Origin of the sequence: Streptomyces sp. NPDC005863, from assembly GCF_042871345.1 — a bacterium.
GTDB lineage: Bacteria > Actinomycetota > Actinomycetes > Streptomycetales > Streptomycetaceae > Streptomyces.
In genome coordinates, this window is sequence record NZ_JBIAII010000005.1 from 546,894 (window position 1) to 564,656 (window position 17,763).

Annotated in this window: 16 protein-coding genes; 7 read left to right on the plus strand and 9 right to left on the minus strand. The window is 72.4% G+C overall.

Annotation, left to right across the window (positions count from 1 at the left end):
* The first annotated feature begins 138 nt into the window (after positions 1-138).
* The 3 genes from ACFYO9_RS21405 (at position 139) to ACFYO9_RS21415 (ending at position 1,286) form a co-directional block, all read left to right on the plus strand.
* Positions 139-225, plus strand: a complete 87-nt coding sequence (locus ACFYO9_RS21405; RefSeq protein WP_336621184.1) for a putative leader peptide — start codon at positions 139-141, stop codon at positions 223-225.
* Positions 226-306: 81 nt separating this feature from the next.
* Positions 307-855 carry a cysteine dioxygenase gene (locus ACFYO9_RS21410; RefSeq protein WP_358777089.1) on the plus strand — a complete coding sequence of 183 codons (549 nt, stop codon included), beginning with the start codon at positions 307-309 and terminating at the stop codon, positions 853-855.
* Positions 852-1,286, plus strand: coding sequence for a rhodanese-like domain-containing protein (locus ACFYO9_RS21415; RefSeq protein ID WP_355804295.1), 435 nt, complete (start codon positions 852-854; stop codon positions 1,284-1,286). Before ACFYO9_RS21410 ends, ACFYO9_RS21415 begins: the two co-directional genes overlap by 4 nt.
* 147 nt (positions 1,287-1,433) lie before the next feature.
* Here ACFYO9_RS21415 and recX read toward each other — a convergent pair whose 3' ends face one another.
* The 4 genes from recX to ACFYO9_RS21435 all read right to left on the minus strand — a co-directional run bounded on the left by recX (position 1,434) and on the right by ACFYO9_RS21435 (position 5,323).
* Complete coding sequence (recX, locus tag ACFYO9_RS21420) at positions 1,434-2,267, minus strand: recombination regulator RecX (RefSeq protein WP_358777088.1); 834 nt, start codon at positions 2,265-2,267, stop codon at positions 1,434-1,436.
* A 3-nt stretch (positions 2,268-2,270) separates the two neighbouring features.
* On the minus strand, positions 2,271-3,395 hold the full coding sequence (gene recA / locus ACFYO9_RS21425) for a recombinase RecA (protein ID WP_355804291.1): 1,125 nt from the start codon (positions 3,393-3,395) through the stop codon (positions 2,271-2,273).
* A 326-nt stretch (positions 3,396-3,721) separates the two neighbouring features.
* Entirely contained in the window at positions 3,722-5,005 is a 1,284-nt protein-coding gene (locus tag ACFYO9_RS21430; protein ID WP_358777087.1) for an AI-2E family transporter, read from the minus strand.
* Positions 5,006-5,128: 123 nt separating this feature from the next.
* Positions 5,129-5,323: a DUF3046 domain-containing protein gene (locus ACFYO9_RS21435; protein WP_355804287.1), complete on the minus strand. Its 195-nt coding sequence runs from the start codon at positions 5,321-5,323 to the stop codon at positions 5,129-5,131.
* A 79-nt stretch (positions 5,324-5,402) separates the two neighbouring features.
* On the opposite strand from ACFYO9_RS21435, the gene ACFYO9_RS21440 reads away from it, so the two are divergent.
* The 4 genes from ACFYO9_RS21440 (at position 5,403) to ACFYO9_RS21455 (ending at position 13,165) form a co-directional block, all read left to right on the plus strand.
* On the plus strand, positions 5,403-6,368 hold the full coding sequence (locus ACFYO9_RS21440; RefSeq protein ID WP_355804285.1) for a hypothetical protein: 966 nt from the start codon (positions 5,403-5,405) through the stop codon (positions 6,366-6,368).
* 134 nt (positions 6,369-6,502) lie between these two features.
* Positions 6,503-11,188 (plus strand): ATP-dependent helicase, encoded by a 4,686-nt coding sequence (locus ACFYO9_RS21445; protein WP_358777086.1) that lies wholly within the window; start codon positions 6,503-6,505, stop codon positions 11,186-11,188.
* Between the two features lie 161 nt (positions 11,189-11,349).
* On the plus strand, positions 11,350-12,150 hold the full coding sequence (locus tag ACFYO9_RS21450) for a DNA-formamidopyrimidine glycosylase family protein (protein WP_358777085.1): 801 nt from the start codon (positions 11,350-11,352) through the stop codon (positions 12,148-12,150).
* Positions 12,151-12,241: 91 nt separating this feature from the next.
* Positions 12,242-13,165 carry an SDR family NAD(P)-dependent oxidoreductase gene (locus ACFYO9_RS21455; protein WP_358777084.1) on the plus strand — a complete coding sequence of 308 codons (924 nt, stop codon included), beginning with the start codon at positions 12,242-12,244 and terminating at the stop codon, positions 13,163-13,165.
* Positions 13,166-13,772: 607 nt separating this feature from the next.
* On the opposite strand, the gene ACFYO9_RS21460 is transcribed toward ACFYO9_RS21455, so the two are convergent.
* From ACFYO9_RS21460 to rimO, 5 genes are all read right to left on the minus strand, one after another.
* The gene (locus ACFYO9_RS21460) at positions 13,773-14,243 is read right to left on the minus strand and encodes a DNA starvation/stationary phase protection protein (RefSeq protein ID WP_358777083.1); all 471 of its coding nucleotides are present in this window, start codon (positions 14,241-14,243) and stop codon (positions 13,773-13,775) included.
* Positions 14,244-14,408: 165 nt separating this feature from the next.
* A complete protein-coding gene (locus ACFYO9_RS21465) occupies positions 14,409-14,783 on the minus strand; it encodes a helix-turn-helix domain-containing protein (RefSeq protein WP_055564110.1) in 375 nt (124 codons plus the stop codon).
* A 109-nt stretch (positions 14,784-14,892) separates the two neighbouring features.
* Entirely contained in the window at positions 14,893-15,510 is a 618-nt protein-coding gene (locus ACFYO9_RS21470; RefSeq protein WP_388666488.1) for a CinA family protein, read from the minus strand.
* Positions 15,507-16,205 (minus strand): CDP-diacylglycerol--glycerol-3-phosphate 3-phosphatidyltransferase, encoded by a 699-nt coding sequence (gene pgsA / locus ACFYO9_RS21475; protein WP_358777082.1) that lies wholly within the window; start codon positions 16,203-16,205, stop codon positions 15,507-15,509. The genes ACFYO9_RS21470 and pgsA overlap by 4 nt, the downstream gene beginning before the upstream one ends.
* On the minus strand, positions 16,202-17,683 hold the full coding sequence (gene rimO, locus ACFYO9_RS21480; RefSeq protein ID WP_358777081.1) for a 30S ribosomal protein S12 methylthiotransferase RimO: 1,482 nt from the start codon (positions 17,681-17,683) through the stop codon (positions 16,202-16,204). Before rimO ends, pgsA begins: the two co-directional genes overlap by 4 nt.
* Positions 17,684-17,763: the final 80 nt, after the last annotated feature.

Consider the following 17,763-nt stretch of genomic DNA (forward strand, 5'->3'; position numbering starts at 1 on the left):
TCGTCGGCCGTGAGGACGAAGCCCACGTCTCGGCCCAGGGCGCCTCCGCCCAGGGCCCCGCCACCATCCCCCGAGGGCTGACGACCGCATGCTGAGTCAGGGTTGACCGGTTTCCACCCCCGTGTTCTACTCCGGATCGTGACCGACACCGATGTTCGCCTGTGGCGGAGGGTCCACATGGACCTCGTCCGCTATGCAGGCTGCGTGTGTCACCCGTCCTGCTGAATTCGCCTGATCTCCTCGCGCGCTGAGCGCCCCCCAGGGGCCGTCTCGCGCGCTCTTCCGCGAACCTCCAGGACGGTACCTGTGTCTGTCGCCCCTTCCTCCGCCGCACCCTCGGCCGCCCCTGCCACGTCTTCGTCGGCGCCCACGGCGGCCGAGCTCCTCGCCTTCGTCCGCCGCACCGCGGCCGACGCCCAACTCATCGCCTCCCTGCCGCTCGACCCCGAGGGCCGCACCTGGGTGCGGCTGCAGGGCCCCGGCGGCAGCGAGGCCTGGCTGATCGGCTGGCCGCCCGGCACCGGCACCGGCTGGCACGACCACGCTGAGTCGGTCGGCGCCTTCCTCACCGCGGCGGGCACCCTCAAGGAGAACTCGCTCGCCGCGCGCCTGCCCACCGACGGCTGGAAGACCCTCGAACTCTCCGACGACGTCGACCGCCGACGGGAGTTGACGACCGGCGAGGGCCGCGCCTTCGGCACCAACCACGTGCACGAGGTCCTGAACGAGTCCGCGACCGAGCACGCCGTCTCCGTGCACGCCTACTACCCGCCCCTCCCCCGGATCCGCCGCTACAGCCGCACCGGTGACGTGCTCCGCCTGGAGTCCGTGGAGCGCCCGGAGGACTGGCAGTGACGGGAGGACGAGCAGCGAGCGACCGCGTTCCCGTCGATGAACAGCCGCCCGGCATCGACGAGTTGCTGGAGCGCGTCCGGCTCGACCTCGACCGGCTCACCCCTCAGGAGGCGTACGAGACCGCCGAAGGCGGCGGCCTGCTGGTCGACATCCGCTATGCGGCGCTGCGCGAGCGCGACGGCCTGATCCCCGGCGCGCTCGTCGTCGAGCGCAACGAGCTGGAGTGGCGCCTCGATCCGCGGGGCAGCCACCGCGCGCCGGAGGCCACCGGTCACGACCTGCGCGTCGTGGTGGTCTGCAACGAGGGCTACGCGTCCAGTCTCGCGGCCGCCTCCTTGCGGCAGTTGGGGCTGCGGCACGCCACCGACCTGGTCGGCGGCTTCCAGGCATGGCGGGCGGCGGGGCTTCCGGTGGTCACCGCCGAAGCGTGAGTACGCACGCGTGGGTGCCGCTCACCGAGCCTCTGGTGACCTATGGCTCGGTAAGGGGCACCCGCCCTCACGTCGGACCGACGTACGTCCTGCCCACGACGCGGGAGTCGTTCCGGCTGCCGCCCCACCCCCGTGGGAGCGGCCCGCTCAGAACGCCCCGTACCCCAAGTCGTCCGTCTCCTCGCCCTCTTCCTCCAGGGCCTGGCGGACCACTCTGAGCGCCATGCCCTCCCCGTAACCCTTACGGGCGAGCATGCCCGCGAGGCGGCGCAGGCGCTTGTCCCGGTCGAGGCCGCGCGTGGAGCGGAGCTTGCGGGCGACCAGCTCGCGCGCGGTGGCCTCCTCCTGCTCCGGGTCGAGCTGCCCCACGGCTTCGTCGATCAGCGTGGAGTCCACGCCCTTGGTGCGCAGCTCCCGCGCGAGCGCGCGGCGGGCCAGGCCCCGGCCGTGGTGGCGGGACTCCACCCACGCGTCCGCGAAGGCACTGTCGTTGATCAGACCGACCTCTTCGAAGCGGGAGAGGACTTCCTCCGCCACCTCGTCGGGGATCTCCCGCTTGCGCAACGCGTCCGCGAGCTGCTTGCGCGTCCGCGCCGTGCCGGTGAGCAGGCGCAGACAGATCGCCCGCGCCCGCTCGGCCGGATCCTGCGGCTCCCCCTTCTCGGCCCTCGACGAGGAAGGGGGCCCGCCGTCCTGATGGCCGTCGGAGCCACCGCGCCGCCGGCGGCGTCCGCGCCCCCGGCCGTCACCGTCCCGACGGCCGTCCTCCCGGAGGCCGTCACCGCCGAAGCCGCCGCCGAAGTCGTCACCACCGAGGGCGTCACCCCCGATGGCGTCACCCCCGATGGCTTCCGAGCCGCCGCGCCGGCTGCCGGGCCAGCCCGTGCCGTCCTGCTCCGCACCGTCCCCGTGGCCCCGCCCGGCGGGGCCGGGGCGTTTCTCGGGGGCGGTGTGGTCCGCCCAGTCGGTTCGTCGCGTCACGGGCTAGCTCTTGGCCGCCGCGGTCTTCTTGGTGGCCTTGACCGCTGGCGCGGGCACCGTCTTGGCGTCGTCGGCCACGGCAGCGGGTGCCGCCGCGTCCACCACCGGCTCCTCGGCGGCAGGGGCCTCGGGCTTCACACCGACGCCCAGCTTCTCCTTGATCTTCCGCTCGATCTCGTTGGCGAGGTCGGGGTTGTCCTTGAGGAAGTTGCGGGCGTTCTCCTTGCCCTGGCCGAGCTGGTCGCCCTCGTACGTGTACCAGGCGCCGGCCTTGCGGACGAAGCCGTGCTCCACGCCCATGTCGATCAGGCCGCCCTCGCGGCTGATGCCCTGGCCGTAGAGGATGTCGAACTCGGCCTGCTTGAAGGGCGGCGCGACCTTGTTCTTGACGACCTTGACGCGGGTGCGGTTGCCGACCGCGTCCGTGCCGTCCTTGAGGGTCTCGATGCGGCGGATGTCCATGCGCACCGAGGCGTAGAACTTCAGCGCGCGGCCACCGGTCGTGGTCTCGGGCGAGCCGAACATCACGCCGATCTTCTCGCGGAGCTGGTTGATGAAGATCGCGGTGGTCTTGGACTGGTTGAGCGCGCTGGTGATCTTCCGGAGCGCCTGGCTCATCAGACGGGCCTGGAGGCCCACGTGCGAGTCGCCCATCTCGCCCTCGATCTCCGCGCGCGGCACCAGGGCGGCGACGGAGTCGATGACGATCAGGTCGAGGGCGCCGGAGCGGACCAGCATGTCGACGATCTCGAGGGCCTGCTCGCCGTTGTCCGGCTGGGACAGGATGAGGTTGTCGATGTCGACGCCGAGCTTCTTCGCGTACTCGGGGTCGAGGGCGTGCTCGGCGTCGATGAAGGCCACCGAGCCGCCGGCCTTCTGCGCGTTCGCGACTGCGTGCAGCGTCAGCGTCGTCTTACCGGAGGACTCCGGTCCGTACACCTCCACCACACGGCCGCGCGGGATGCCGCCGACGCCGAGCGCGACGTCGAGCGCGGTCGACCCGGTGGGGATGACCTCGATGGGCTCGTTCGGCCGCTCGCCCATGCGCATCACTGCGCCCTTGCCGAATTGCCGTTCAATCTGTGCGAGCGCGGCGTCGAGCGCCTTCTCGCGGTCGGTTCCTGCCATGGGTTCCACCCGATTTGCTTGAGTCGATCGCTTCACGTCAAAGACGCTAACGCCTGCCACTGACAATCCGCCCCGACGCCCGTCCAGCCTGTGGATAACTCGAGGCTCCGGCCCCTGGCCGGCTCCTCGTCACATCCTCTGGAGCGTCCCGGGAAACCTCCGCTCAGCCCCGGAAAATCGCCGCCGGACACCCCATAAGAATGGATGTTCGATTTCAGTGTCAAGCGTGGCACGCCGCAGCCGGCGGCGTTGTCAGGGGCGGTACGGAGATCCCCCGGGACGGTTCCGTATGGGCGCCGGCCGGCCCGGCCCCGGGAGGCGTTCTCCTACTCCCCCGGGTCCGGCTTCGGCTGCTCCTCGGCGGAGGCGGGGGGCGCCTCCGGATGGTTCGGCCCGCGCAGTCCGCGCCGCACGCCGGCGAGGAGCGGCGCTCCCACCCGGCCCCGGTGGCCGTGCACCCGGGGGTCGTCCGTGACGTCGTACCTCTTTACGTACGCCCCCAGGAAGGCCTGCAGCGTCGCGACCGCGGGGATGGCGATGAGCGCACCGACCGCGCCGAGGAGCGCGGTGCCGGCGATGACCGAGCCGAAGGCGACCGCGGGGTGGATGTCCACGCTCTTGGCGGTCAGCTTGGGCTGCAGCACGTAGTTCTCGAACTGCTGGTAGACGACCACGAAGACCAGCACCCAGAGCGCGTACCAGGGATCGACCGTGAAGGCGATCAGCATCGGCAGTGCGCCCGCCAGGTACGTGCCGATGGTCGGGATGAACTGGGACACGAGGCCCACCCACACGCCGAGCACGGGCGCGTAGGGGACGCTGAGCACCTGCAGCAGGACGTAGTGCGCGATCCCGGAGATCAGCGCCATCAGGCCGCGCGAGTAGAGGTAGCCGCCGGTCTTGTCGACCGCGATCTCCCAGGCGCGCAGCACCTCGGCCTGCCGCGCGGGCGGCAGCACCGAGCACAGCGCGCGCCGCAGCCGCGGGCCGTCGGCCGCGAAGTAGAACGAGAACAGCAGGATCGTCAGGAGCTGGAACAGCCCGCCAAGGACCTGCGCGGAGACGTCCAGGACGCCGCTGGCGCTGTTCTGCACGTACTTCTGGAGCCAGTCGGAGTGGACCAGGCTGTCCTGCACCTCGACGCGGGAGAGGTCCGTGTGGAAGGTCTGGTTGATCCAGCTGATGACCTTGTCGAGGTAGTCCGGGAAATCCTCCACCATGTCGACGATCTGGCCCGCGAGCATGGACCCCATCAACGTGATGAAGCCCGCACCGGCGATCACGACGCTCAAGAAGACCAGGAAGGTGGCGAAGCCTCTGCGCAGCCCGCGCGCGGCCATCCAGCTCACCGCGGGCTCGACCGCCAGCGCGAGGAAGAACGCGATCAGAATGTTGATCAGCAGCCCGGTCAGCTGATGGAACGCCCAACTGCCCAGCTGGAAACAGGCGATGAGCGCGAGGGCGAGCACCATGGCGCGCGGCAGCCACCGCGGCATGCGGGCGGCCGGCCCTGCCTCGGCCCCGGCCCCGGCGGGGGGCTCTGCGGGCGGCGTCGTGCCGAGGGGAGCGGTGTCCTTGGTGACCTGCGCGGTCTCATCTGTCGGTGCCACGGAGCCAGTCTCGCCCACGCCGCCGACAATCGACCGCCACCCTCACATCTTGGGACGCTTCCGTGAACGAGCTGGGCGGACGCACGCGCGCGTGCAGCCCGTCCGCGCTCCGGCCGACCAAGGTCAGCGCCTGTCGTCCGGCACGCCCATCGCCGTGCACACCGCGCGCCAGACGTCCTTGGCCTCCCAGCCCGCGTCCAGCGCCTCGTTGACCGTGCGGCCGCCCAGCTCCGACATCACGTGATCGCGCGCGAAGGAGTCGGCGTACCCCGCACCGAAGTGAGCAGCCATCCGCTGCCAGAAGACCGTCAACCGCATGCCTCCAGTATCGCGCCCCTGAGAGTGCAGCCCGGTACAGGGGGCTTGCCGAGAACGCTTTCCGCCCTACCGTCGGAACATGGCCGAAACCGGAGCTTCCCCCGACGCAGTGCACTCCCCCGACGCGGCGCCCTCCCCGGTCGCCCGCGCCGAGCGCTTCGTGTGGCTCACCGCGCGCGTCCTCGAGCAGCGGAGGTTCGCGTACCACTTCCTCGACGGCGCGGGCGGGGCCCCGGCCGCGGACGCGGTCGAGACCGCTCTGACCTCGTACGCCACCGCTGACGGCGGGTACGGCTACGCGCTCGAACCCGATCTGCGCGGCCCCGTCGGCCAGCCCCTGCACGTCGGGCACGCGCTGCGCGTACTGGACTCGATCCACCGCTGCGGCGGGCAGCGGGTGGAGCGCGTGTGCCGGTATCTCACGTCGGTGTCGACGCCCGCGGGGGCCCTGCCCGCGATCCATCCCAGCCAGCGCGGCTACCCCTCGGCGCCGTTCGTCCCCGTCGTGGAGGACCCGCCCGGCGAGCTGCTCGCCACCGGCCCGGTGGTGGGTCTGCTGCACCGCAACGACGTGTGGCACGCCTGGCTCTTCCGGGCCACGGACTTCTGCTGGGCGGCCGTCGAGTCGCTCGAGAAGTCACACCCGTACGAGATCCACGCGGCGGTCGCCTTCCTGGACGGCGTGCCCGACCGCTCCCGCGCGCGGGCCGCCGCCGACCGGCTCGGCCGCCTCGTGCGACGGCAGCGGCTCGCGGCGCTGGACCCCGCGGACCTGGACGCGTACCCGGTGGCGCCCGGTTACGCACCGGGAGAGCACCACTTCCCGCACGACTTCGCGAGGACCCCGGAATCGCTCGCCCGCTCATGGTTCACCGATGCGGAGATGGAACGTTCGCTCGACTTCCTGGCCCGGGAGCAGCAGGAGGACGGCGGCTGGCCCGTCCGCTGGCGGCAGTGGGCGCCGGGCACGGCCCTGGAGTCGCGCCCGATCGTCACCATCGAGGCGCTGCGCACGCTCCGGGCGTACGGGCGGCCCATCGGCTGACGGAGTCAGGCTCTCGCGCACGACCCATTCGATCACCCCGTCGGCCGCGCCCCGTACCGCGACCTGCGCGACGTGTTCGACCCTCTGATCCGCAGGTCGGCGCCGTTGTCAGTGGCGGGGTGCACGATGGGGGCATGGTCAGCTCCGCGTCCCGTGCCGACGGCGCCCGCAGCGCCCTTGACGGATTCTCCCCCGCGACCCGCGGCTGGTTCACGGGGGCCTTCTCCGCGCCCACCTCCGCCCAGGCCGGGGCGTGGCAGGCCATCTCGGAGGGGTCCGACGTGCTGGTCGTCGCGCCCACCGGTTCCGGCAAGACCCTGGCCGCCTTCCTCGCCGCCCTCGACCAGCTGGCGTCGACGCCTCCGCCCGCCGACCCGAAGAAGCGCTGCCGGGTGCTGTACGTGTCCCCGCTGAAGGCGCTCGCGGTAGACGTGGAGCGCAATCTGCGCAGCCCCCTGACCGGCATCCGCCAGGAATCGGTGCGCCTCGGCCTGCCCGAGCCGGAGGTGCGGGTCGGCATCCGGTCGGGTGACACACCGGCCGCCGAGCGCCGGGCCCTGTCGACCCGCCCGCCGGACATCCTGATCACCACCCCCGAATCGCTGTTCCTGATGCTCACCTCCGCGACGCGGGAAGCGCTCACCGGCATCGAGACGGTGATCCTCGACGAGGTGCACGCCGTCGCGAGCACCAAGCGCGGCGCCCATCTCGCCCTCTCCCTGGAGCGCCTCGACGAGCTGCTGCCGAAGCCCGCCCGCCGCATCGGCCTGTCGGCGACGGTCCGCCCGGTGGACGAGGTGGCGCGCTATCTCTCCCCCAAGCGCAAGGTCGAGATCGTCCAGCCGCCGTCCGGCAAGGAGTTCGACCTGTCCGTGGTCGTCCCGGTGGAGGACCTCGGGGAGCTGGGCGGATCCCCGGCCACCGACGCGGCCGACGGTCCGGGCGCCGAGGCGGAGCGTCCCTCGATCTGGCCGCACGTCGAGGAGCGCATCACCGACCTCGTCCAGGCGCACCGCTCCACCATCGTGTTCGCCAACTCACGCCGTCTCGCCGAGCGCCTGTGCAACCGCCTCAACGAGATCGCGTACGAGAGAGCGACCGGTGAGCCCCTCCCCGAGGACCACTCCCCGGCGGAGCTGATGGCTGAGTCGGGCGCCGCCAAGGGCGCTCCGCCGGTGCTGGCCCGGGCCCACCACGGCTCGGTCTCCAAGGAGCAGCGCGCGCAGGTCGAGGAGGACCTCAAGGCGGGCCGGCTGCCGGCCGTCGTCGCCACGTCCAGCCTGGAGCTGGGCATCGACATGGGCGCGGTCGACCTGGTGGTGCAGGTGGAGTCGCCGCCGTCCGTGGCCTCCGGGCTGCAGCGCGTGGGCCGCGCGGGCCACCAGGTGGGCGCCGTCTCCACGGGCGTCGTGTTCCCGAAGTACCGGGGAGACCTGGTGCAGGCCGCCGTCGTCACGGAGCGGATGCAGACCGGCTCCATCGAGTCGCTGCGTATCCCGGCCAACCCGCTGGACGTGCTGGCCCAGCAGCTGGTGGCGATGGTCGCCCTCGACACCTGGCAGGTCGACGACCTCCTGACGGTGGTCCGCCGGGCGGCCTCCTTCGCCTCCCTCCCGGAGTCGGCGTTCACGGCCGTCCTGGACATGCTCGCCGGCCGCTATCCCTCCGACGCCTTCGCGGAGCTGCGCCCGCGCGTGGTCTGGGACCGCGTCGCGGGCACCGTCACGGGCCGGCCGGGCGCCCAGCGCCTTGCGGTCACTTCAGGGGGCACGATTCCCGACCGCGGCCTCTTCGGTGTCTTCCTCGCGGGCGTCGACCCCAAGAAGGGCGGCGGCCGCGTCGGGGAGCTCGACGAGGAGATGGTGTACGAGTCCCGGGTGGGTGACGTCTTCACGCTGGGCACCAGCTCCTGGCGCATCGAGGACATCACGCGCGACCGCGTCCTCGTCTCCCCCGCGCCCGGCGTCCCGGGCCGCCTCCCCTTCTGGAAGGGCGACCAGCTGGGCCGGCCGCTCGAACTGGGCCGTGCGCTCGGCGCGTTCCTCCGGGAGGTCGGCGCGCTCTCGCGGGATGACGCGCGCGGGCGCCTGCTCGCCACCGGCCTGGACGCCTGGGCCGCCGACAACGTCCTGTCCTACCTCGCCGAACAGCGCGAGGCCTGCGGGCACATCCCGGACGACCGCACGATCGTGGTCGAGCGGTTCCGCGACGAGCTGGGCGATTGGCGGGTCGTCGTGCACTCCCCCTTCGGAGCGCAGGTGCACGCCCCCTGGGCCCTCGCCCTCGGCGCCCGCCTCACCGAGCGGTACGGCATGGACGCCCAGGTCATGCACGCCGACGACGGCCTGGTCCTGCGGCTGCCCGACGCCGATCTGATGAGCCTCGACCTGCTGGACCAGGAGCCCACCGCTCCCCCCGTGGAGTACGACGCCGAGAAGGCCCCGGTCGGCGCCGGTGACGTGGTCTTCGACAAGGGCGAGGTCAACCAGATCGTCACCGACGAGGTAGGCGGCTCGGCTCTGTTCGCCTCACGGTTCCGCGAATGTGCCGCCCGCGCGCTGCTGCTGCCGCGCCGCAGCCCCGGCAAGCGCACCCCGCTGTGGCAGCAGCGTCAGCGCGCCTCCCAGCTGCTCCAGGTGGCCAGCGAGTTCGGGTCCTTCCCCATCGTCCTGGAGGCGATCAGGGAGTGCCTCCAGGACGTCTTCGACGTGCCGGGGCTCACCGAGCTGATGGGCGACATCGAGTCCCGCCGCGTCCGCCTCGTCGAGGTCACGACGAACGAACCCTCCCCGTTCGCCCGCTCCCTCCTGTTCGGGTACGTCGCCCAGTTCCTGTACGAGGGCGACTCCCCCCTGGCCGAACGCCGCGCGGCAGCACTCTCCCTGGACTCGCGACTGCTCGCCGAGCTGCTCGGCCAGGCGGAGCTGCGCGAGCTCCTCGACGCCGACGTCCTGGCGGAGCTGGAGCAGGAGCTCCAGTGGCGTACGGAGGACCGCCGCATCAAGGACTCCGAAGGCGTCGCCGACCTGCTGCGGCTCCTCGGACCGCTCACCACGGCCGAGTTGGTGGAGCGCGGCGCCGAGCCGCAGTGGCCCGAGGAGCTGGCGTCCGCCCGCCGCGCGATCCGGGTCCGCATCGCGGGCGCCGAGCACTGGGCGGCGATCGAGGACGCGGGCCGGCTGCGCGATGCCCTCGGCACGGCCCTGCCGGTCGGCGTGCCCGAGGCCTTCATGGAGCCGGTCAAGGACCCGCTCGGCGACCTCCTGGCCCGTTTCGCGCGTACGCACGGCCCCTTCACGTCCGCCACCGCCGCCGCCCGCTTCGGCCTCGGAGCTGCGGTCACCGACGGGGCGCTGCAACGCCTCGCCGCGAACGGCCGCGTGGTGCAGGGAGAGTTCCATCCGGCGGGCATCGGCCAGGAGTGGTGCGACGCCGCCGTCCTGCGCCGCCTGCGCCGCCGCTCCCTCGCGGCCCTGCGGCACGAGTTGGAGCCGGTTCCCCCGGCCGCGCTCGCCCAGTTCCTGCCCCAGTGGCAGAACCTCGGCGGGCACGGCCTGCGGGGCATCGACGGCCTGGTGCGCGCCGTCGAGCAACTGCAAGGGGCCACCGTCCCCGCCTCCGCCCTCGAGAAGCTCGTCCTGCCCTCCCGCGTCACGGGCTACAACCCGGCCATGCTCGACGAGCTGACCGCGGCCGGCGAGGTGATCTGGGCCGGCGTCGGATCCCTGCCGGGCAAGGACGGCTGGGTCTCCCTGTACCTCGCCGACACCGCGCCCCTGCTCCTGCCTCCCCCGCACCCACTGGAGCTCACCGCCCTGCACGAGGCGGTCCTGAACACCCTCTCCGGGGGGTACGGCCTCTTCTTCCGCCAGATCGCCGACCAGGTCCGCGCCACCACCCACCCCGGAGTGCTCGATCCCCAACTGGCCGACGCCATCTGGGAGCTGGCCTGGTCGGGCCGGCTGACCAACGACACCCTCGGCCCGATGCGCTCGCTCCTCGGTTCGGGCCGCACCGCGGGAGCCACCGCCCACCGCGCCAAACGCAACGTCCCGCGCGGGCGGTACGGCAGCCTGACCGGGGCCGCCCGCCCCACCTCACGCACCGGCCCGCCGACGGTCGCGGGCCGCTGGTCGCTGCTCCCCGACCGCGAGACGGACCCGACCCTGCGCGCGCACGCCCTGGCCCGCGCCCTGCTGGACCGGCACGGCGTGGTGACCCGCGGCGCGGTGGCGGCCGAGGGGGTCGAGGGCGGCTTCTCCGCCACGTACCGCGTCCTGTCGGCGTTCGAGGACAGCGGCCAGGCGCGCCGTGGCTACGTGGTCGAGGGGCTAGGCGCGGCACAGTTCGCGATGGACGGAGCAGTGGACCGGCTGCGCGCCACGGCGAACGCGCGGGAGCGTACGGACGGTGCGCGCCCCTCCGACGCCCAGGCCGCCGTGGTGCTCGCCGCGGCCGACCCCGCCAACGCGTACGGGGCCGCGCTCCCCTGGCCCGAGCCGCCGAAGGACACCACCCACAAGCCGGGCCGCAAGGCGGGCTCCCTCGTCGTCCTGGTCGACGGCGAGCTGACGCTCTACATGGAGCGGGGCGGCAAGACGCTGCTGGCCTGGCCCGCCTCTCCGGAGGACCCGCTCGGCGACGACCCGCGCCTGCACGCGGCCGCCGAAGCGCTCGCCGGGGCGGCACGGGCGGGATCCCTCGGCACGGTCACCGTGGAGCGGGTCAACGGCGTGGCCGCCCTGACCTCACCGTTCGCCCCCCTCCTGGAAGGAGCCGGTTTCCACGCCACCCCGCGCGGGCTGCGCCTGCGAGCGTGACGGCACGCGGCGGTGGGCGGTGGCGTGCCCGAAAGGAAGGGCGTGCCCGTCCGTAGGCGAGGCGTGCCCGTAGGCGAAGGCAGGACGCCTGCGCGACGGGCACCCCCTACGGGCACCCCATAACCGCCCCGCCCCGCCCCCGCCATGCCACCCTTGATCTCATGCCCGAAGGTGACACCGTCCTCCAAGCGGCCCGGCGTCTGCACACCGCCCTGGCCGGGCACACCCTGACGCGCTCCGACCTGCGCGTGCCCAAGCTCGCCACCGTCGACCTCACCGGCCGCACCGTCCTGGACGTCACCCCGCGCGGAAAGCATCTCCTCACCCGCATCGAGGGCGGCCTCACCCTCCACTCCCACCTGCGGATGGACGGCTCCTGGCGGGTGTACGCGCCGGACGAGCGCTGGCGCGGCGGACCCGGACACCAGATCCGGGCCATCCTCGGCAACGCCGAACGGACGGCCGTCGGCTACCGCCTGCCCGTCCTCGAACTGCTCCGCACCACCGACGAGTACAAGGCCGTCGGCCATCTGGGCCCCGACCTCCTCGGCCCCGACTGGGACCCGGACCGCGCGCTGGGCAACCTCCTCGCCGCGCCCGACCGCCCCCTCGGCGAGGCCCTCCTGGACCAGCGCAATCTCGCGGGCGTTGGCAACGTCTTCAAGAGCGAGATCTGCTTCATCCTGGGCGTCACCCCCTGGCTCCCCATCGGCGAACTCCCCAAGGAGAAGTCCGCCCGCCTCCCCGCCCTCTGCAAGAAGCTCCTGGAAGCCAACCGCGACCGGTCATCCCGCACCACCACGGGCCGTGACCGCGACGGCCAGCGCCTCTTCGTCTACGGACGTGCGCCGCGCCCCTGCATGCGCTGCCGCACCGCGATCCGCGTCGGCGAACAGGGCGACGGTTCGCGCAGCCGCCCCACCTACTGGTGCCCGACCTGCCAGTCGGGCCCGACACCGTAATCCCTGGCCCGCCACCCTCTCCCCGAAGCGGCAATCCGCCACCCCTGCGTACCAGTTGACGCCCCGTCAGGCATAGCCGTACCGTCCCGTCATGCCCGTCACGGCGTACGACCTCACCAGACGCACCGCCTTCGTCACCGGCGCCGCCAGCGGCATCGGCCGCGCCACCGCGCTGCTCCTCGCGGAGGCGGGCGCCACCGTCCACTGCGCCGACCGCGACGAGCAGGGGCTCCACGAGACCGCCGCCCTCATCAAGACGGCCGGGGGCGCCCCGTACACGTACGTCCTCGACGTCGCGGACCGCACCCACGTGGACCGAGCCGTGACGACGGCCGCGACCACACCGGCGACCCCGGCCGCACCCGCAGGCACAACCACGCCCGCAGGCCCACCCGCACCCGCAGGCTCCGCCACGGCCCCGCTCACCCCCGGCGACACCCCCCGCCTCGACATCATGGCCGCCATCGCCGGCGTGATGCACAGCAGCTCGGTCCTGGAGACCCGTGACGAGGACCTCGACCGGGTCCTGAACATCAACTTCAAGGGCGTCCTGTACGCGTGCCAGGCAGCGGCCCGCACGATGATCGACTCGGGTTCGGGCGGCAGCATCATCACGATGGCCTCCGGCGCCGTCGACACCGGCGGCCCCGGGCTTCTCTGCTACGGCGCGGCCAAGGCGGCCGTCGTCCAGCTCACCAAGACCCTGGCCATGGAGGTCGGCCCGCACGGCATCCGCGTCAACGCCGTCGCGCCGGGCTGGATCCGCACCCCCATGACGACGCGGCACGACACCGAGGCCCCGACCCAAGCCCAGCCGCAAACCCGGACTCAGCCCCAGTCCCAGCTCCAGCCCCCGCTCCACACCGAGAAGATCATGGCCCGCATGTCACCCCTGGGCCGCGTCGGCGAACCGGAGGACATCGCGCACGCCGTACTGCACCTGGCCTCCGACGCCGCGTCCTTTACGACGGGCCAGATCCTCCGCCCGAACGGCGGCGTTGCCATGCCTTGGTGACCCCGTCCCGCACCCGCTCCCCTGCCCGCTCCCGCACGCCCAGGGCCCGCCCCCTCAGCCGCACCAGCAAGCCGCCAGAACGCCGAGCAGATCCCTCACCCTCGACCTCAACCCCACCGTCGTCGCCGCCCCCGTCCGCCACACCAGCCGCCCGCGCCTTGGACACACAGTGCACCGGCAGCACGCTCAGCCCCCACCCGCCGGCCGCCACGGCCCCTTCGAGCACCCCCGCGTCGGGCACGAAAGCGACCCTCAGCACGCCCCACCACCACAGCGCGCCGAACGCGAGGGCAGGCACCCACCGCGCGGCGCGCCTGGATATCGCCGCTCCGTCACCGCTCACCGCAGCCACAGAAGCCACCTCCCACGAGAGGGCGCGTCGTCGTCACCGGAAAGAACCACGGTGCAACCGATGATGGCACCGACCCGGTCAAAGCGCCCCAGGATCAGGGGCGCTCACCCACCCGCACCCCGGCGCACGAGCCGGAGCCGACCGGAGCGCCGACCGAGGCCGCCGGGCACAGAAACGCCAGAGCGGCCCGGCCCCCCAAGGGACCGGACCGCCCACCTACATCAGCCACCCGGCGAATCAGCCGCCGCAGCGCGCTCAGCCGTTCTCCGCCTGGAACATCCAGTGGTGCTTCTCCAGGTCCGCCGTGATCCCGATGAAGATGTCCTGGCTGACCGGGTCGGCCTCGCCCGTCGCGTCGACCCGCTCCCGCATTCGGGTGATCACCGCGCCGAGCGCGTCCACGAGGGCGCCCACGGCGTCCACGTCCTTGACCCAGCCCTCGGGCGTCTTGCCGATGCCGCTGCTCTGCGCCACCGTGGCCGCGCGCCCGTCGGGCGAGACGCCGAGCGTGGAGGCACGCTCCGCCACCGTGTCGGAGTGCTGCCGGGCCGTGTCGACGACCTCGTCCAGCTGCAGATGCACGGAACGGAAGCGCGGGCCGACCACATTCCAGTGAATCTGCTTGGCCACCAGGGACAGGTCGACCAGGTCCACCAGCGCGCCCTGCAGGGCCTCCGAGACCGTCTTCAGATCCGCATCGGACAGCGGGCTCTTCACGACGTACATCTGTCTCCTCCAACTCACGATCGAATGAGGTAAATCCCCACCAACCATGTCATAAAACCGCCAAATAGGTCGATTCATGAATCCCAGGTCACGTGGGGTGCACCTCGGACAAACAGAAGCCCCGACCGGGTACCCGGCCGGGGCTTCCACACACTTCTCGGAACGTCACGCCGCGACGACGTCGACCGCCTCCGCAGGTGCCTTGATCGTGACCCGTTCCGGTGGCACGCCGGCCACGGAGACGGAATTCAGCATCGAACGAACCGGTGCGCGCACCGGCTCCGGGACTGCTGCAGACTCAGCCAGCTCGGCGAGCGACAGCTCGTCGCTCACTTCACGCATGAGCTCGGACATCCGTACGTCAAGCGCGTCGCAGATCGCGGAAAGCAGCTCGGAGGAAGCCTCCTTCTGCCCCCGCTCCACCTCGGAGAGATAGCCGAGCGAGACTCGGGCGGACGAGGAGACTTCGCGCAGAGTACGGCCCTGGCGCTGGCGCTGCCGACGCAGCACGTCACCCAGCAGGCGACGGAGCAGAATCATCGGTGGCTCCCTCCTCGGACCGCGTAGCCGCATCCTTCACGCCCCACCGTACCGCCTTGCACGGCGGCCGTGCGGGGAGCGATGTCGTGTTCACTCAGGGCTGCAAACATCAATTCCCCCCGTTCTGTTCCGTATCCTGTGCCCGCCCGTTCCCCGGAGGTTCGCCGGACAGCTGTTCGATGAGCAGCGTGAGGACGCTCCGTACGCTTTCCCTACGGATTTCCGCACGCCCCCCGTTCAACCGCAGGGCGGCCACTTTTACCTGGGCTCCGCCATCGGCGTAACCGCGCATGTTCTCGGTTTTCGTACCGGAAGCCGCTTCCCGGCCCGCGTCCCGCGCCGGAGCGGCGACCGCCACGTACACGGTCCCGACCGGCTGTCCGTCCTGCGCCTCGGGGCCCGCGACCCCGGTGGTGGCGATCCCCCAGTCCGCGCCGAGGGCCGTCCGCACGCCCGCCGCCATCTGCCGCGCGACCTCCGGATCCACCGCCCCGCGCTGGTCCAGCAGAGTGCCGTCGACGCCGAGCACGTCCCGCTTCAGCTCCGTGGCGTACGCCGTCACGGAGCCGCGGAAGACCTTCGAGGCCCCGGGCGTCGACGTGATCTCGGCGGCCACCAGGCCCCCGGTCAGCGACTCGGCGACGGCCAGCGTCTCGCCGCGTGCGGCCAGGAGCCGCAGCAGCGTGCGCGCCGGCGCCTCGGACGCCGAGTGCCCGGGGGATGTCACTTCGCCGCCTCCCGGGCGGTTTCGTCCGCCGCCGCACGCGCCTCGGCCCTGCCCTGCCTGCGCAACACGACGGCCTGCTTCACATAGTCGAGTCCGGTCACCACGGTCAGCACCACGGCGAGCCCCATCACCCAGAACCGCAGTGTGGCGAGCGGTCCGGTCAGGGCCAGAACGTACATCCCGACCGCCGTGCCCTGCGCGAGCGTCTTCATCTTCCCGCCGCGGCTGGCCGGAATGACGCCGTAGCGGATCACCCAGAAGCGCAGCAGCGTGATCCCGAGCTCCCGCCCGAGAATCACCCCGGTCACCCACCAGGGCAGGTCACCGAGCCAGGAGAGACAGATCAGCGCGGCGCCCATGATCGCCTTGTCGGCGATCGGGTCGGCGATCTTCCCGAAGTCCGTGACCAGGTTGTACGTGCGGGCCAGGTGGCCGTCGAAGAGGTCGGTGATCATGGCGACGGCGAAAGCGGCCCAGGCGAACGAGCGCCAGGCCGGGTCGTACCCGCCGTTGCCGAGCAGCAGCATCACGAAGCCGGGCACGAGCAGCAGCCGGACCATGGTCAGCAGGTTCGCGACGTTCCACAGGCTGGCCTGATTGACCGCCGCGGCGCCCAGCTTCCCGCCCCGGACCGGCTTCGTCCCCGGCGCGCCCGGCGCACCGGAACCACCCGCGGGTGCCGGGACTCCTGTCATCTGCCGGCCTCCTGCAGACACTCGGCCACCAAGTCCACGCCCTCCGTGCCGACGACCTTTGCCACGACCATACGGCCGACCTGGGGGCCGCCCGCACCGGTGGTGCCGGTCAGCCGGATCTGGCCGTCCGTCTCCGGAGCCTGGTGCGCGGCACGGCCGAGCGGGCCCTCTTCCTCGTCGAGGGACTCCACGAGCACCTCCACGGTCTCGCCGAGCCGCTCATCGGCGCGCTGTGAGGTGAGCTCCTCGGCAAGCCGCGCGATGCGGGCGAGCCGCTCGTCGACGACGTCCTGGTCGAGCTTCTCGTCGTACGTGGCCGCCTCGGTGCCCTCCTCGTCGGAGTACCCGAAGACGCCGATGGCGTCCAGGCGGGCGCCGGTCAGGAACCGCTCGAGCTCAGCGACATCCGCCTCGCTCTCGCCGGGGAAGCCCACGATGAAGTTGGAGCGCACGCCGGCCTGCGGGGCCTTGGAGCGGATGGTGTCCAGGAGCTCCAGGAAGCGGTCGGTGTCACCGAAGCGCCGCATGGCGCGCAGCACGCCGGGCGCGGAGTGCTGGAAGGACAGATCGAAGTAGGGGGCGACCTTCTCCGTCGAGGTGAGGACGTCGATGAGGCCGGGGCGCATCTCGGCGGGCTGCAGGTAGCTGACGCGCACCCGCTCGATCCCGTCGACGGCGGCGAGCTCCGGGAGCAGCGTCTCCAGGAGGCGGATGTCGCCGAGGTCCTTGCCGTACGAGGTGTTGTTCTCGGAGACGAGCATGACCTCCTTGACGCCCTGCTCGGCGAGCCAGCGGGTCTCGCCGAGGACGTCGGAGGGGCGGCGCGAGATGAACGAGCCGCGGAAGGAGGGGATGGCGCAGAACGAGCAGCGCCGGTCGCAGCCGGAGGCCAGCTTCACGGAGGCGACGGGGCTGGAGCCCAGGCGGCGGCGGAGCGGCGCGCGCGGGCCGGAGGCGGGCGCGACGCCCTCGGGCAGGTCCTGCGGGATCAGCGCGGGCTCGACGGGCGCATGGCCCGGCAGCGCTACGGCGCCCTGGGCGTTCTGCCGCTCGGCGGGGCTGATCGGCAGGAGCTTGCGCCGGTCGCGCGGGGTGTGGGCCTCGACGCTGCCACCGCTGAGGATGGTCTGCAGCCGGCCGGAGATGTCGGCGTAGTCGTCGAAACCGAGCACCCCGTCGGCCTCGGGCAGCGCCTCGGCGAGCTCCTTGCCGTACCGCTCGGCCATGCAGCCGACCGCGACGACGGCCTGGGTCTTGCCGTGACCCTTCAGATCATTGGCTTCGAGGAGGGCGTCGACGGAGTCCTTCTTGGCGGCTTCGACGAAGCCGCAGGTGTTGACGACGGCGACGTCCGCGTCCTCGGCGTCCTCGACGAGCTGCCAGCCATCCGCCTCCAAGCGGCCTGCGAGCTCCTCCGAGTCCACCTCGTTACGGGCGCAGCCAAGAGTGACAAGGGCGACGGTGCGGCGTTCGGGCATGGTCTCAAGACTACTTCGTCCCCGCCCCGGCACCTCCCGCCAGGGTTACCCGCCGGTCCGCCCCAGGTCGGCGGCGCGCC

Bases quoted from the DNA above. Each gene is read 5' to 3' on its own strand.
- ACFYO9_RS21455 (WP_358777084.1), top strand. From the start codon at position 12,242: ATGCCCGTCACGGCGTACGACCTCACCAGACGCACCGCCTTCGTCACC.
- recA (WP_355804291.1), bottom strand. From the start codon at position 3,395: ATGGCAGGAACCGACCGCGAGAAGGCGCTCGACGCCGCGCTCGCACAG.
- ACFYO9_RS21435 (WP_355804287.1), bottom strand. From the start codon at position 5,323: ATGCGGTTGACGGTCTTCTGGCAGCGGATGGCTGCTCACTTCGGTGCG.
- pgsA (WP_358777082.1), bottom strand. From the start codon at position 16,205: ATGACAGGAGTCCCGGCACCCGCGGGTGGTTCCGGTGCGCCGGGCGCG.
- ACFYO9_RS21465 (WP_055564110.1), bottom strand. From the start codon at position 14,783: ATGATTCTGCTCCGTCGCCTGCTGGGTGACGTGCTGCGTCGGCAGCGC.
- ACFYO9_RS21450 (WP_358777085.1), top strand. From the start codon at position 11,350: ATGCCCGAAGGTGACACCGTCCTCCAAGCGGCCCGGCGTCTGCACACC.
- ACFYO9_RS21440 (WP_355804285.1), top strand. From the start codon at position 5,403: ATGGCCGAAACCGGAGCTTCCCCCGACGCAGTGCACTCCCCCGACGCG.
- ACFYO9_RS21460 (WP_358777083.1), bottom strand. From the start codon at position 14,243: ATGTACGTCGTGAAGAGCCCGCTGTCCGATGCGGATCTGAAGACGGTC.
- ACFYO9_RS21445 (WP_358777086.1), top strand. From the start codon at position 6,503: ATGGTCAGCTCCGCGTCCCGTGCCGACGGCGCCCGCAGCGCCCTTGAC.
- rimO (WP_358777081.1), bottom strand. From the start codon at position 17,683: ATGCCCGAACGCCGCACCGTCGCCCTTGTCACTCTTGGCTGCGCCCGT.